The 14,901-nt window shown below is 64.2% G+C and carries 11 protein-coding genes and 1 tRNA gene; 6 read left to right on the top strand and 6 right to left on the bottom strand.

Translation table 11 applies throughout. The features are described from left to right. Positions 1-53: 53 nt before the first annotated feature. Positions 54-404, bottom strand: a complete 351-nt coding sequence (locus LAN61_00785) for a hypothetical protein (GenBank protein ID MBZ5539031.1) — start codon at positions 402-404, stop codon at positions 54-56. 53 nt (positions 405-457) lie between these two features. Between LAN61_00785 and LAN61_00780 the strand changes: the two genes are divergently transcribed. The 6 genes from LAN61_00780 to LAN61_00755 all read left to right on the top strand — a co-directional run bounded on the left by LAN61_00780 (position 458) and on the right by LAN61_00755 (position 7,680). Then, positions 458-1,891, top strand: a complete 1,434-nt coding sequence (locus LAN61_00780; protein ID MBZ5539030.1) for an NAD-dependent epimerase/dehydratase family protein — start codon at positions 458-460, stop codon at positions 1,889-1,891. Positions 1,892-1,913: 22 nt separating this feature from the next. Beyond that, a complete protein-coding gene (locus tag LAN61_00775) occupies positions 1,914-2,978 on the top strand; it encodes a glycosyltransferase (GenBank protein MBZ5539029.1) in 1,065 nt (354 codons plus the stop codon). Positions 2,979-3,327: 349 nt separating this feature from the next. Then, positions 3,328-4,104, top strand: coding sequence for a class I SAM-dependent methyltransferase (locus LAN61_00770; protein MBZ5539028.1), 777 nt, complete (start codon positions 3,328-3,330; stop codon positions 4,102-4,104). Positions 4,105-4,110: 6 nt separating this feature from the next. After that, positions 4,111-5,787, top strand: a complete 1,677-nt coding sequence (locus LAN61_00765; GenBank protein ID MBZ5539027.1) for a carbamoyltransferase — start codon at positions 4,111-4,113, stop codon at positions 5,785-5,787. 112 nt (positions 5,788-5,899) lie between these two features. Further along, positions 5,900-6,589, top strand: coding sequence for an FkbM family methyltransferase (locus LAN61_00760; GenBank protein ID MBZ5539026.1), 690 nt, complete (start codon positions 5,900-5,902; stop codon positions 6,587-6,589). Beyond that, entirely contained in the window at positions 6,586-7,680 is a 1,095-nt protein-coding gene (locus tag LAN61_00755) for a glycosyltransferase (GenBank protein ID MBZ5539025.1), read from the top strand. The genes LAN61_00760 and LAN61_00755 overlap by 4 nt, the downstream gene beginning before the upstream one ends. 9 nt (positions 7,681-7,689) lie before the next feature. Here LAN61_00755 and LAN61_00750 read toward each other — a convergent pair whose 3' ends face one another. The 5 genes from LAN61_00750 to LAN61_00730 all read right to left on the bottom strand — a co-directional run bounded on the left by LAN61_00750 (position 7,690) and on the right by LAN61_00730 (position 14,826). Beyond that, positions 7,690-9,900, bottom strand: a complete 2,211-nt coding sequence (locus LAN61_00750; protein MBZ5539024.1) for a M20/M25/M40 family metallo-hydrolase — start codon at positions 9,898-9,900, stop codon at positions 7,690-7,692. A gap of 65 nt (positions 9,901-9,965) precedes the next feature. Then, positions 9,966-11,774, bottom strand: coding sequence for a HAMP domain-containing histidine kinase (locus LAN61_00745; protein ID MBZ5539023.1), 1,809 nt, complete (start codon positions 11,772-11,774; stop codon positions 9,966-9,968). A gap of 244 nt (positions 11,775-12,018) precedes the next feature. After that, a tRNA-Ser gene (locus LAN61_00740) sits at positions 12,019-12,108 on the bottom strand. Positions 12,109-12,274: 166 nt separating this feature from the next. Continuing rightward, positions 12,275-12,754, bottom strand: coding sequence for a cytochrome c (locus tag LAN61_00735; protein MBZ5539022.1), 480 nt, complete (start codon positions 12,752-12,754; stop codon positions 12,275-12,277). Beyond that, positions 12,751-14,826: a c-type cytochrome gene (locus LAN61_00730; GenBank protein MBZ5539021.1), complete on the bottom strand. Its 2,076-nt coding sequence runs from the start codon at positions 14,824-14,826 to the stop codon at positions 12,751-12,753. Before LAN61_00730 ends, LAN61_00735 begins: the two co-directional genes overlap by 4 nt. Positions 14,827-14,901: the final 75 nt, after the last annotated feature.

Genomic DNA, 14,901 nt, shown 5'->3' with positions numbered 1-14,901 from the left:
CCGATGCCGAGGTTTTGCTTTTTGGAGAGGAGGCAGGAGCAGCGGAGGCCGCCTCAGCCCTTGGCGTGTCCTACATTCCCGAGGTGCGGCGCAACGCGCACGGCACGAAGTATCTGAGCTCGATTTTCGACCGCGCACAGGAGGTTGCCCGGCACGACTTGCTTTGCTACGTCAATTGCGACATTTTGCTGCTCGCCGATTTCCGGCTGGCGCTTGAGGCCCTGCTCGCGCAGCACGCACGGTTCCTGATGATCGGCCGGCGCTGGGATACGGACATCGTGGAGCCGCTCGATTTTGCCCAGCCCGATTGCCGGGAGCGCATCCGTCGCCGCGCTCTGGCTGCCAATCGCCGGCGCCCGCCACAGTGGATCGATTATTTCGTTTTTGCGCGCGGGCTCTATCAAAACCGAATTCCGCCCTTTGTGATCGGCCGGCCGGGTTGGGATAACTGGCTCGTATGGTTTGCCCGCGCTTCCGGCGCGCCGGTGGTGGACGCTTCCAGCGCCGTTCTCGCCGTCCATCAAAATCACGACTATTCCTATCATCCGGATGGCGAAAAAGGCGTGTGGCAGGGCCAGGAGGCCCAGGAGAATTATGCTCTGCTGGACCGCGGCAGAAAGTTCTGCACCATGGAGGACGCTACACACCGCCTGTCGGCGCGCGGGTTGCGCCGCAATTATTGGCGGCATTGGGCCGGGGGAAAGAAAAAAGCAGCGGCCCTGGCAAGCAAGGCGTGGTTTTCACTCTTGGATCTGACTCGCCCCATCCGTCACCGCTTGGGACTGAGGTCCGGCGACGCAGGAGGAACCACGCGTTGAGCGCCCGGAACATTCTGGTCACCGGCAGCAGCGGGCTGATCGGCTCGGAAGCGGTCGAGCATTTCGACCGCCAGGGGCACCGCGTCGTGGGCGTGGACAACAACATGCGCCGGGTCTTCTTCGGCGCGCCCGGCGACACCACCTGGAATCTCGAGCGGCTCAAACGGGCGACAAAGAATTTTACGCACGCGGACCTGGACATCCGCGACCGCGACGCGCTCGGCGAGCTCTTCCGCGCGCACCGCTTCGACCTTATCGTGCACTGCGCCGCGCAGCCTTCGCACGACAAGGCCCGCGACATCCCCCTGCTCGATTTCGAAGTGAACGCCATGGGCACGGTGAATCTCCTGGAAGCCACACGCCAGCACTGCCCGGAGGCGGTCTTCGTTTTCCTCAGCACCAACAAGGTCTACGGCGACGCGCCCAACGAGGTGCCGCTGAAAGAGCTCGAGACCCGCTACGACTACGCGCGCCCGGAAGATTACGACGGCATCGCCGAAACCTGCCGCATCGACCGCACCCTGCACTCGCTCTTCGGCGCCTCCAAGGCCGCCGCGGACCTCGTCGCGCAGGAATATGGGCGCTACTTCGGGATGAAGGTGGGCATCTTCCGCGGGGGCTGCCTGACCGGGCCGGCGCATTCCGGGGTGGAGCTGCACGGCTTTCTCTCCTACCTGGTGAAAGTAACGCTCACCGGCGGCACCTATTCCGTTTTCGGCTACAAAGGCAAGCAGGTGCGCGACAACATTCACAGCCACGACGTGGTGCGCGCCATCGAGGAGTTTGCCGCCAATCCCCGCCCCGGCGAGGTCTACAACCTGGGCGGCGGGCGTGCCAACAGCGTCTCCATGCTGGAGGCCATCGCGCGCATCGAGCGAATGAGCGGCAAGAAGCTGAAATGGAACTACGTGGACCAGGCGCGCAAGGGCGACCACATCTGCTACATCTCGAACCTGAAGAAGTTCCAGAGTGATTACCCGAATTGGCGCATTACCGTGGGGCTCGACGAGATCCTGCAGCAGATCATCGAATCCCAGGAGCAGCAACTGCGCGCGGCGCCCGGCGCGCGATGAACAACATGGAGAAGGCAAAGCAATGACGCGGCCGTTCGTCTCCGTCCTGGTGGACACCTATAATCACGAGCGCTTCATCGAGCAGGCGCTGCGCAGCGTCCTGGACCAGGATTTTCCCGCCGAAGACCGCGAAATTCTCGTCGTGGACGACGGCTCGACCGACCGCACGCCGGAGATCCTGCGCCGCTTTGCGCCGCAAATTCGCGTCCTGCGCAAAGCTAACGGCGGCCAGGCTTCGGCCTTCAATGCCGGCATTGCCGAGTGCCGCGGCGAGATCATCGCCTTCCTCGACGGAGACGACTGGTGGGCCCCCGGGAAGCTGCGCACAGTCTGCGAATGCCTGCGAGCGAATCCCGGCCTCGGTGCCGTGGGTCACGGTCTCTACGAAGTTTTTCCGGATGAGCGGGCGCCCCTTCTCGTCGTACCGGAGAAAACGGTTCGCTTGTCCTTGAAGGACGTGACGGCTGCGCGTCTTTTCTCGCACCTTCGCGCCTTTCTCGGAACCAGCCGGCTGACGCTCCGCCGCAGCCTCCTGGAACGCATCCTGCCCGTGCCGGAAGAACTTATCATTGAAGCGGATGAATTCCTCTTCACCCTGGCTACGGCCCTCGGCACGGTGCTGGTTCTCGACGCACCTTTGTTTTACTACCGCATGCATTCCGAGAATCTTTACCAGTTCAATTCACAGGACTCTGCCAAACTTCGCCGGAAGGAAGCCGTGCTGTCGGCCCTCTTGCGCGTCCTTCCACCCAAGTTAGCCGAAGCCGGATGTCCGGAGACGGTCGTGCGTGCTGTGCTGGAATCCATCTGGGTGGATGCCGAGCGCATGCGGCTCTCGCTCGACGGCGGCGCGACGTGGCGGACCTTTCAAGCAGAGCGCACGGCTTACCGCTTGTCCTACCGGAAGTGCAGTGCGGGCTACCGCGTTTTTCAGGCGATGGCGCTCGGAATTTCTTTGCTTCTCCCGCCACGCAGCTTCTATCGCCTGCGAAATTGGTACACGGTGAAGGGCCTGAGCAGAATCAGGAGTTTATTCGGAGAAGCAACGCCCGCCGCGCCTGTTTTGGAAAAATGGATGGACACGTGAAAAGGCTCGGAGCCGGGTGTTTCGGTCGGGTAAGTGGAGTGCGCGCAGCGCTGCCGCCGTTTTCAGGCCAGCACCGCTTCCTGGTCTGCGCCGCGGCTCTTTCTGGCTGGCTTCCGGCGCGCGGCATTCCAGCCGAAGCGGTGAGCTGTGTTACGGAAATCGTGCAGGCGGTAGCGGAGCCACTCCGCCTGACCCTCGTGAGTGCTTCGTGCGAACTGAGCGAGTGCCCCGGGCGGGCCGCGCAGGCGCGCCGGCGGCGGAACACCTGGGATGGCGCAACTTCCCGTTTTGAAGAGCTTCCGGGATGCACCGCCGGCCGTGCAGAGCTCGTGCAGAAAAGGAATCGCTGGTGAGTTCACCCGTGACCAAGACGATGCGCCGGGACTGGGACGAACGCGCCCGGAAAAACGCCTTTCACTACATCGCTTCCTGGCGCAAGGAATGGGACCTGGCCTCCTTCCTGGCCTCCGGCGAAGAGGACTTCCAGCGGCTAGTCGTGCCCGCGCTCGCGCGCTGCGGCCTGCCCGCCACCGGCCAGCGGATGCTCGAGCTGGGCTGCGGCGCGGGGCGCATGACTCACAGCTTCGCGCGCCGTTTCACGCGCGTCTACGCCTTCGACCTTTCCCGCGAAATGCTCGCGCGCGCCCGCCAGATTCACAGCGAGCAGAAAAATATCCTCTGGCTGCTCAGCAACGGCTCCGATCTCTCCTGCGTCGCTTCCGGCTCCATGGATTTCGTCTTCAGCTATCTGGTGCTGCAACATCTCCCCGAGGAAACCCTCGTTCTCCAGTACATCCGGGAGATGCTGCGCGTGCTGCGCCCCGGCGGCACCATCCTCTTCCAGTTCAACGGCGGCTTTGCCCCCACCATGAACTGGCGCGGGCGCCTGGCCTGGGGCATCGTGGACGCCCTGTGGTCGGCAAATCTGGGCGCCGTGAGCCGCGCCGCGGCCTCCGCCCTCGGCTTGGACTCCAGCGCGGCCGGCAAAAGCTGGCGCGGCGCGGCCATCGCCGCACCGCGCATTGCCGAGCTGGTGCGCGCCGCGGGCGGCGAGGTCCGGGAGATGGCCGGGGAGAATACTCCCATGGCGTGGTGCTGCGGCGTGAAAGCCGCGGGAAAGGCCTGAGACCAAATGCTGACCCTGGGGATCAACTATTCGCAGATGCACGATTCCTCGGCGTGCATCGTGCGCGACGGCGAGTTGCTCTTCGCCGTCGCCGAAGAGCGCCTCAGCCGCCTCAAGCATGACCCGGGCTTCCCGCACCTGGCTATTCGCGCCTGCTTGGATTTCACCCAGGCCCAGCCGGGCGACCTCGACGAAGTGTGCTTCGGCTGGCAGGCGCCGGGGCCGCTCTACCGGCACGACCTGAAGTGCTACGCTACCGGCCGCCAGCCCCTCACCTATCTCAATCTCCTCAATTCCACCCGCTATTTCCTCAGCATGTGGCACCAGCAGGGCGGCGCCAAGCGCTTCACCCAGCACTTCGGCCGCACCAGGGCCCGCATGCGCTTTGTGGACCACCATCTCGCCCATGCCCTCAGCACCTTCGGCTACTCCGGCTACGGCGAGGCCGCCGTGGTGGTCATGGACGGGCGCGGCGCGTGGGAAGCCACCTCCCTCTGGCACGGCCGCGACGGCCGCCTCGAGCACGTGCTCACCATCCTCTGGCCGAATTCGCTCGGCCTCTTCTACGCCGAATTCACGCAGTACCTGGGCTTTCAGAAATACAGCGACGAATGGAAGGTCATGGGCCTGGCGCCGTACGGCAAGCCCGGCGTGGACCTCAGCGCGTTCATCGACCTCCACGCTGCGCCATACCGCGTGCATACCAAACTCTTCCAGGAGAGCGCTTCCGGTTCGCTTGACGGCATCGTCACCCGCCTCGGCCCGGCGCGCATCCCCGAGAGCGAAATTGACGACCACTACAAGAACGTCGCCTACGCCGTGCAGGAGGCCTGCGAAACCGCCATGCTCAACCTGGTGCGCATGGCCGTGGAGAAAACCGGCAGCCGCAACGTCTGCCTCGCGGGCGGCGTGGCCCTCAATTCCAAAGCCAACGGCAAGATCGCCGCTTCCGGCCTCGTGGACAAAATCTTCGTGCAGCCCGCCGCGGCCGACGACGGCGTGGCGCTCGGCGCGGCCCTCGCACCGTACCTCGAGAACGGCGGCCGCCTGCCCAACAAGCCCATGCGGCATGCCTACCTGGGGCCGGCGTTTACCGACGCGCAGATCGAAGCCGCGCTGCGCACCTACAAGCTGCGCTACCGCGCCCTGGCCGATCCCGCACTCACCGCCGCCGAGCTTCTCTCCCAGGGCCGGATTCTCGGCTGGTTTCAGGGGCGCATGGAGTTTGGCCCGCGCGCCCTGGGCAGCCGCTCCATCCTGGCCGACCCTCGCGATCCGGAGATGAACGCCAAGGTCAACAACGCCGTGAAGTTCCGGGAATGGTGGCGGCCCTTTGCGCCCTCCCTGCTCGCCGAGAAAGCCTCCGAATACATCGAAAGCGCCACCGATTCTCCGTTCATGATCCTGACCGCGCAGGTGAAGCCCGAAAAGCGCTGTGTCATTCCCTCCGTCACACACGTGGACGGCAGCGCGCGCCCGCAAACCGTGGAGAAGGCGATCAACCCGCTGTACTGGCGGCTGATCGACGAATTCGGCAAGCGCACGGGAGTCTACGTGGTGATGAACACATCCTTCAATTTGCGCGGCGAAGCCATCGTGCATACGCCGACCGATGCCATCCGCACTTTCTTCAGCTCCGGCATGGATGCGCTGCTCATCGGCAGCTTCCTGGTGGAGAAATAACGTGAGTGCTTCGAGCGACCGGCTGGCGCGGCTTTTCTTGCGATACGCTTCGCCGCTCGCGGGGCTTCGGCGTCTTCCTCTGATCGGCCCGTGTGTGAGCTGGGCAAGTGGGATGTTTGTCCCGCGCAATGCGCGGACCTGGGTGCAGGTTCAGCGCGGTCCGGCCGCAGGACTCTGGCTTCATTTGAATCCGCGCACCGGCCGGCCCTATTTTGAGGGTCAAGTCGAGCCAGAAGTACAAAGCGTCCTCCAGCAGCAATTGCGTCCCGGGATGGTGTTTTACGATATCGGTGCAAACGTGGGTTTCTTCACGATCCTCGCTGCGCGCCTTGTTGGTCCGGAAGGCCGCGTCACGTCTTTCGAAGCTGATCCCGAGGTTGCCGCACGACTCCGCGAACATGTTGCACGCAACGCTTGCGCTCAGGTCACCGTGGAGCAGAGGGCCGTCTGGTCGGAGTCATGCGGGGTTTTATTTGAGCGCACGGATCCGCGCAGCTCACCCGATCGGGGTCTCGGACGCGTCGTTAGCGCCGGCGCCGGAAATACGATTCCGGTGAACGCCGTATCCCTGGATGAATATGCGCGGACGTCCGGACCTCCGGATTTTGTGAAATGTGACGTCGAAGGCGCCGAAGTCGAAGTCTTCCGCGGCGCACAGAACCTGCTGCAGGAGAGGCGCCCTGGAATTCTGTGCGAAATGCATAGCGAAGAGAATCGCCGCATCCTACTCGGAGAATTTTCCCTCCACGGTTATGCCTGCCAGCCTTGCGGCGAACACCATGTACTGGCGCTTCCTCGATGACACAAAAGTGCATTGCGCTGCTTGGCCATCGCGACGCGCCGACCGACGCCATCGAGGAGTACTGCGGCTATCTTGGCGCGGCCCTGCAGCCGCACGGCTTCGCCTGCGAGATGGTGCGCGTGCCGTGGGCGGAACGCGGCTGGTCCGCCGCGCTCGCGGAACTGCGCCAGCAGGCCGCCGGGTGGCGCGGCGCCTGGGTCCTTCTTCAATACACCGCTCTCGCCTGGTCGCGCCACGGCTTTCCCCTGCGTGTGCCGCGCCTCCTGCGCTTACTGAAAAAATCCGGCGCGCGCTGCGGCGTGGTCTTCCACGACGTCCACCCCTATTCCGGCGGCCGGGTGGTCGACAGCATCCGCCAGACTTTCCAGCACCATGCCATGCGCGAAACTTTTCGCCTCGCGGATCTCGCCTTCTTCACGATTCTCCCGGAAACCCTGGCGTGGGTTCCGGATCAGCCCCACAAAGCGCTCTTCATTCCCGTGGGCGCCAATCTGCATGCGCCGGAACGTTTCTGGTGCACCGCGGAAAAAGATCCGGCTGCGCCGCTCTGCGTGGCCGTCTTCGGCGTGACCGGCGGGGCCAACATTGCGCGGGAAGCGCGTGTGATCGCCCAGGCCGTGCGGTTTGCCACCCCGCCGGCGGGACGCCTGCGCCTCGTGGTCCTCGGCCGCCACTCCCAGGAAGCCCGCAGCGCCTTCGAAAAGGAGCTGGACGCTTCCCGCATTGAGTTGCAAACGCTGGGCGTGCTGCCCGCAGAGGAGGTAGCGCGCACGCTGGCGCAAGCGGATGTGCTGCTGTTTGCGCGCGGGCAGGTCTCCACGCGTCGCAGCAGCGCTTTGGCGGGCATTGCCTGCGGCCTCCCGGTCGTCGCCTACAGCGGCCCGGACACCACCGCGCCCATCACCGAAGCCGGAGTCGTCCTGGTAAAGGAAGGCGACAGCGAAGGTCTCGCCGCCGCTTTGGAGCGCGTCCTCAGCGATGCGCGGTTGCGCGGCGCCCTGCGCGAGCGCAGCCGCTGTGCCCAGCAGAACTATTTTTCCTGGAGCGCCATCGCCGCCCGCTATGCCGAAGCCCTGCGCAACTCTGGTTGACGAGTTCCCCTACCAGCTCTTCGCCAGCACTGCGATGATCCGCGCCAGCGCGTCCGCGTCGCGCGTGTCGATCACCTCTGCGGGCGAGTGCGAATAGCGCAGCGGCCAGCCCAGCGCGATATCCACCGTTCCGTAGCGCGTAAAGACCGCGCCGTCGTTCCCGCCCCCGGTCACTCCGTATTGCGCCGCTATCTGGTTCTCCCGCGCCAGCGCCAAAACGCGGTCCACGTACTCCCGCGGCACGATATTCGAATTGTCCACCGCGCGCACCACGAAGCCCTTGCCGGTCTCCGCATCGGCAAAGCGCTTCGATTCCAGCGGCGAATCCGAGCTCACAAAGGTATCGATGGCGAAGATGAAATCCGGAGCCCGGCCCTCTTTCTCCATGCGCTCCGCAGCGGCCGCGGCCCCCTTCAGTCCCACCTCTTCTTCGGTGGACCAGAGGAACGTGACATCGCGTCCTACCAGCTCCGGCCCCAGCGCCCGCACCGCTTCCACCAGCGCCGCGCAGCCCACGCGATCGTCGAAGCTGCGCCCATTCGCCCGCGTCCCCAGCAACGCCCGGTACTCCTTGGGTATCGTGATCCAGTCCCCGGCCTGGATTCCCAGCTTCTGCGTCTCCTCCGCCGATTTCGTGCCCACATAGACATGCGACGGCTCGTCCATCGCCTTCATCCCGCGCGGCCATTCGAACCCCGGCTGATCCCAGCCGGCGGGCAACTCGAGCACCCCGCCCACCGAACTACCGTCCGCCTTGTGCACCAGCACGACGTGCCCGAGAAAATATTCGGTGAAGCCCCCGCCCAGCACGTCCACCAGCAGCCGCCCGTCCGGCTCGATCGCCCGCACCTGGTAACCGATCTCGTCCATGTGCGCCACGAACACGATGCGCGGCGTCTTCGCACTGGCCTTCCCCTTGGCGTCGCCGAGATGCAGGACCAAGTTTCCCGCCGCGTCCGTCTCCGTCTTCGCCCACTTGGGCAGAAGCTGCTTCACCTTTTCCCGCACCGCCCCTTCATGACCGCTTGCCCCGTAGGCCCGCACCAGCGCCGGCAGGGAGAATGCCGCGGGACTATCCAGCCCAGCCGGCCCGCTGCCGAGCAGGACATGCGGCTGCGCGGATCCGGCATACAGCGCCAGCAGGTTCGCAAGCTGCGCGAGGTCCCCAGAATTCAACACTTCGCCCGGCGTGACCGCCCAAAGCGTGGGGACGAAAACCTGCGCGAACCGCGCAGGAAAAGCGCTGGCCTTGGCGTAGCCGGCGATGCGCGGAGGAGCCGCGGTCATCGTGTGCACGGGGATGTGATTGGCTTCGGCGAGCTGCTTGACTGCGGCCGGAAAATCCGCCAGCGGCGCCCCCGCGTCCGCCACTCCCAGCAGCACCCCGCTGCCGGGAGACGCGGCTGCTCCGGAGGCCGGATTCGCCTTGGGCGGAAACAAGCGCCCCACATAGATCATCTCGTCGGGATGAAATTCGTTCAGCAGACGCTCCAAGCCGCGGCCGCCGGTCCACTGCTGGGTGACAAACGCAACTGTCAGCGTGCCGTGGACGTGGCTGCGGTCCAGGCTCTCCAGCACAGCCACCAGTGCCGCGGCGCCGGCGCGGTCGCCGAGCGCCGGCCCGGCCAGGGAGGTCGCGCCCACGGAGAACGCGCTGCGCTGCAGGGCCAGCGGATCGAGCACGTCCACCCCGGCGGCGCGCACCTCTTCCGCGCTGCCCGCGCCGATGTCCACGTACATCTCATCGGGATGCGCCATCTTCGGCGCGTTCTGCCGTGCCGGCTGCAGGTGCACCGAAAGCCCCGCGAACACGCCCGGAATCTTCTTTCCGCCGCGCGTCATCACCCACACCGGCTGCGCCGCATGCAGCAGATCGAACACCGCATTCGGCGCGCCCTGCGGCAGCCGCTGCACGCGCAGAAACCCCTCCGGCGTGATGGCACTGACGACGTAGCCCGGCTCGTCCACTGCGGTCACGATCAGCCGGTGCGGCGCGCCGCTGCCCAGCGTGACGTAGACATTGCCCAGATTGTCCGTGTGCGGCGAAAATTCCTGTAATTTCTCGCGCAGTTCCGCGGCCAGCTCCTGCTCATACCCCGCCACGGCCGGCGTGCCCTGCATTTTCCCGAGGCTCCCCAAGGGGTCCTGGGCGGCGGCCCGCGGCGCCAGCAACAGAACCGGGAAGAGCAGACAAACCAGCGGCCATTGAATGTTTCGCAAGGGAATCTCCTTTTCCGGAATTGTACGCGAGGTCCGGCATGAGAGATAGTGTGCGGGAGCGCCCGTCAGGACTTCTTTGGCACCAGCGGGAGCGGTACCGGCGTGTTGTGATCGCGCACGGGGAAAGAGGCCAGGACCGCGGGCAGTTCGACGCGGAAGACCGCGCCTCCCTCCCGGCGGTTGGCGCAGGTGATCGTGCCGCCGTGCTCCTGCACGAATCCGTAGCAGATACTCAGGCCCAGCCCGGTGCCTTTGCCCACGGGCTTGGTGGTGTAGAAGGGATCGAAAACGCGATTCGGCTCCCGCATCCCGGGGCCGGTATCGGAGAAGAGCACCACGACGTTGCCGCGCTCGCGCATGCTCTTGATGGTCAGGACGCCCCCGGCGGCCTCCATGGCATCCAAGGCATTGCTCAGGATGTTGAAGAAAATCTGTAGCAGTTGATTGCCGTCGCCGCGCACGCCGGGGAGGACGGGTTCGAGCTGCAGGTCGATGCGTGTGGAGGCGGATAAGTCCAGCGCGCGCAATTGCACGGCATTGCTGATGATGGTGTTGATGTCCAGGAGCACGCGCTCGCTGGGCACCTGCCGTGCGAAGCTCTGCAGATTGGCCACCAGCGTCTTGGTGCGCCGCGCCTGTTCACGGATCTTGCCCGCAATCAGGCGCGGCTTTTCGGGCAGCGTGGTGTCCTCGGCAAGCAGGTCGGAAAAACCCAGGATGGCGGTAAGCGGATTGTTGATTTCGTGCGCAGCGCCCGCGGCCAGCTGGCCCAGCGAGGCCAGCTTCTCCGACTGCACCAGATGCGCCTGCATCCGCTGCAGATCCGCGACGGAATTTTGGGATGCGGACAGAAGGCGAGAGCGATCGGCCTCGCTCAGGTGTTGCCGGAAAAAAACGAGAACCCCGAGAGGCATAGAAGCCAGCAGCACCTCCATCAGGCGAAAATCAATTACCGGACCGGGATCTTCGCTGAAACGCAGAGCCCAGATGGCAAACAGCGGCAGCGAAAGCACGGTAGCAATCGCCAGGCGCGATATCACCACATTTTCGCGGCGATGCAGTTCGCTGTTCCTGTCTGCATCGCCTTCCCCCCCGGGCGCTTCGAGTTCGGCGCGGTGGCGGTAGCCCACCAGGCCCGCCGTTCCCAGCCACAGAAAGGAGGCGAGCAGCGGCAGATCATAGAAGCTGCCGGTGTGGTACTTGTGTTCGTCGATGGCCACGTTGATCACCAGGGAAGCCAGCATGTACAGCGTGGTGCCCGCGAAGAGATGCGCATAGATCTTCCGCCAGGAACCGCGCGTGCGCAGCCAGAGATACCCGAGGCCGCCCCCAATCAACAGATTCTGAATGTTCGCCAGCAGGTTGTAGTTGAAGTTGTACTGTCCGATCAAGGGCGCGGCATACATCCAGGGAAGCACGACAAACCCGTAGAGAAACACCCACCAGGCCAGCAGCAGCCCGAAATCAAGATATCCGTAGCGCCACTGCGGCTCCGCGCGCCGCCAGTGCGGCTGCAGGGCCAGCGCTGCCATCAGCGGTACCCCGCGCAGGAAGAAGATGATGTCGCCAGGGAAAAGGTCCGGGAGCGGCTCCCGCAGATAGACTTCGAAATACGCCCATTGAAACTGCCCGAACATCCACAGCGTGCAGCTCAGCGCCAGCAACATCCAGAAAATATTGCGCCGCCACTGCGACGTCCCGGCGTTGAGCAGCAGGCAGCCATTCACCAGCAGCGGAAGAACGCACTGCGTCAGATCCCCGAACGCCGTCAGCGAATACCCGGGCTTGATCGTCAGGAAGGCAGCGGTGTACCCCCCCAGGACCACAACCCAGGCGCCGATCAACCAGCCGTATGAGCGGGCCGAAGCCATCAAGAATGACCTTGTGCCCTATTCTATTCGTCTGCGGGGAAATCCAAGAAAACTGTTCTCGCGCTATGGCCTAAGGATAAACGAAAAAGGTATACGCGGCCTTTGCGAATCGCTGCAATCGCCGGGCGGCGGACGCGCGATGCGGATTTGCGGCATGTAGCGGGCAGGAGTGCCGCGGGCGCCCGCTGCCGGAATCCCCAGAGAGCCCGCCACAGGCGGGTGCCTCGAGGGATCTCTCTGTGCATTCTGGCGGAGGAGGAGGGATTCGAACCCCCGAGACCCTTTCGGGTCTAACGGTTTTCAAGACCGCCGGTTTCAACCGCTCACCCACTCCTCCGTTTTTAATTCTAGCGTATTCTTCGAGTTAGCGGCCAATTTGCTGCACTTTGGATTCGAACTGCTGCATTTTGGTGCAGGGGTGTAGCTGGATTGCATGGTGTGCCGAGCTGGAAGTGACCGGACCGGTTCGATGATAAGAATAGCGCGCTCGCTGTTCATCTGCCTCAGTGTTCGGGTTCTCGAGGGGCCGGAGGCTGATAGAGCGGCTGTGCAATAGCACGAGCATAGGCGATCAACGCCTGAATTTCCTCGCGGGTCAACGTCCGTCCATAAGGAGGCATCATCGCCGATTTCCCCATCGCGCTGCCCCCCAGTGTGGTGATGTCGAGCAGGAATTCGTTGCTCTTTCCGTTCAAGGCGGCCCCGTCATTCAGCAACGGCGGGACCGGGTTCAGGTTCGAGCGGTTGGAGGGTCCAGCTGGAGTCGAATCCGCATGGCACCAGACGCAATATTGATAGAACAGGCGTTTGCCGCGCGCCTGCTGATAATTCAGCGGGATCAAGCGTTGCGGGTCGTTCCAGTCGGGCTCCATCGCATACGCTTTTTGCCGCGGTTCAGCTTGTACCGTAGCGCCCCCGCGGTAAGCTGAAAAGTTCATGGCCAGGTAGAGCGCCAGCGCGACAAACGCAAAGTGCTTCCTCATTGCCCCACTCCTGCTGCCGCAGCCGCGCGCCCCGCTGGCTCGCTCTGCCGCAAAGTCATCAGATACGCAGTGAGCGCCTTGACCTCGTCTTCGGCCAGAGCGCGGCGCGGCTCGATGCCTCCGGGCAGCAGCGCCTGCGGGTCCTTCAGCCACGCTTCGATCCAGGCCGCCGTCATCCAGTTCCCCACGTTGCTCAAGTCGGGTCCGACGTATCCGCCGCCCGCCCCGATGGAGTGGCAGGCCTGGCACTGATACTTCACCTCGTAAAGCTGCTTGCCCAGCGCCGCCATCTGGGGCGTGAACTGCGCGGGTTCCACGCTGGCGGGATTTACCGCGGGACTCCGGAGATCCCGGCCGATGGAGTCAGCCAGGATGGAAGCTTCCTGGTCGGTCATGTTGAACTGCGGCATGCGCAGTATGAGACTGGGACGCAGGGTCTGCGGGTTCTTTAGAAAGTCAATCAGCCACTGGCGCTGCGCGCGGCTGCCTTCGTAAGAGAGGTCCGTCGCGAGCGTCCCGCCGTAACCGTTGAATTGGTGGCAGACATAACATTTGTATCGCTCGTAGACCTGCGCGAATGCGCCGGTGGGGTGAAACTCCGCTTGCGTGCGCGGCACGATCAGGCGCTCCATCGCGCCGCTGGAGGGAGCGCCCGTCATGCTCAGCAGCGCCGTCGTCATCGCATCCAGGTCCGCGGAGTTGAAACGATACTGCGGCATTTCCGCGGTGGGATTCACGGAGATAGGGTCGCTGATTTTCGCCTGGAGATAGGCGACCAGGCTCCGAGGAATCTTGGCATTGCCAAAATGCAGGTGGGAAATACTCTCCGCGCCCAGGCTGGCAAGGTTCGGCCCAAAATCTTCCTGCAGCTTCATGCCCGAAACCGCGTGGCAGCTCCCGCATCCTTTCTTCAGGAACTGGCGACGGCCGAAACGAATCTGTTCCGGGGTAGGCGCCCCCAGTTTCGGAATTCCCTGCAGCAGGTCCGGGTCCGTCAGTTTTGTGCTGATAAAACGAGTGACCACATAGAGGTCCTGATCCGACCACTCGTAGCGCGGCATCTTGCTCTTCGGGAGGAAGGCCTGCGGATTGCGGAGCCAGGCCACCAGCCAGTCTGGATTCACCTTGCTGCCGACCTTGGTCATTTCGGGTCCGATGTCTCCGCCAATGAGCTTGGTCTCGCCGCCCCGGGTCACGGCCAGGGAATGGCACGTGGTACAAAACATCTGGCGGAAGCGAGCTTCTCCTTGATCCACCAGATCCGGACTGTTTTCCAAGGCCGCCACCACTTGGGGATCGAACTTATAGGGTTCCAGCGGCTTGCTGCGGAGGGAACTCAAGTACGCGGAGAGGTCCCGGAGTTCCTCCTCGTTCAGGCGGAACTGAGGCATGCGCGGCTCCATTTGGTAGCCGCTCACTATGGCGTTGCCCGCATCGTCGATGATCGTGCGCGGCTCTTTCAGCCACTTGTAGATCCACTCGGCGCTGACTTTGCTTCCGATGTCGGTCAGGTCCGGACCGAGCATGGCGGGGCGCTCGATACCCTCCAGACGGTGGCACCCCAGGCAACCGAATTCACTGAGCAGCAGGCGACCGCGGTTCAATTGAGGAGTATCCGGGAGATCCGCGCGATGGCAGATGCCGCAGGAAGCCTGGATGTAGCTGGTCGGAAGGAGGGGTTGCGCCGGGGCGAGCTCGGGCTGATGGGCCTGCTCTTTTTCTGCAGCGGCGCCCTGGCCGCGGTGACACACGGTGCAGCCCCAGTCCTTCGTGTGATGGGGGACGAGCGGATCCACGCGGTTGGGCTGCTGGAGGGAGAGTTGCGTGGTGTTGGGCGGGGGGAGTTGCGGATGACACGTTGCGCAGCGATCCGCCGCGTTCAACTGCGGCGTCCAAACTTGGCCGGCGTTGGGGTGCTGGTCCGCCCCTGCCGCAGCAGGGTTCCCCTGCCCGAATCCTGCTCCGGCTGCCAGCAGCAGCGCCGCACACAACACGGGCACGGAGAGGCACGAGGAGAGGCGGCGGAAGGTCAGCCAGGAATTGAACTGGGAAAGCGCAGAGGTCCGCTGCACTTTGCACGCACTCTGTAACCTGTTTCCTCTCATCCGTCACCTGCCTTACGCAATTGCAAGGACTGTGCTTTCTCC

It is taken from the genome of Terriglobia bacterium (assembly GCA_020072785.1).
Taxonomy (GTDB): Bacteria; Acidobacteriota; Terriglobia; order Acidiferrales; family UBA7541; genus Acidiferrum.
Note: the sequence above shows the minus strand (reverse complement) of the source record. Positions and strands in the feature narration are given on the sequence as shown.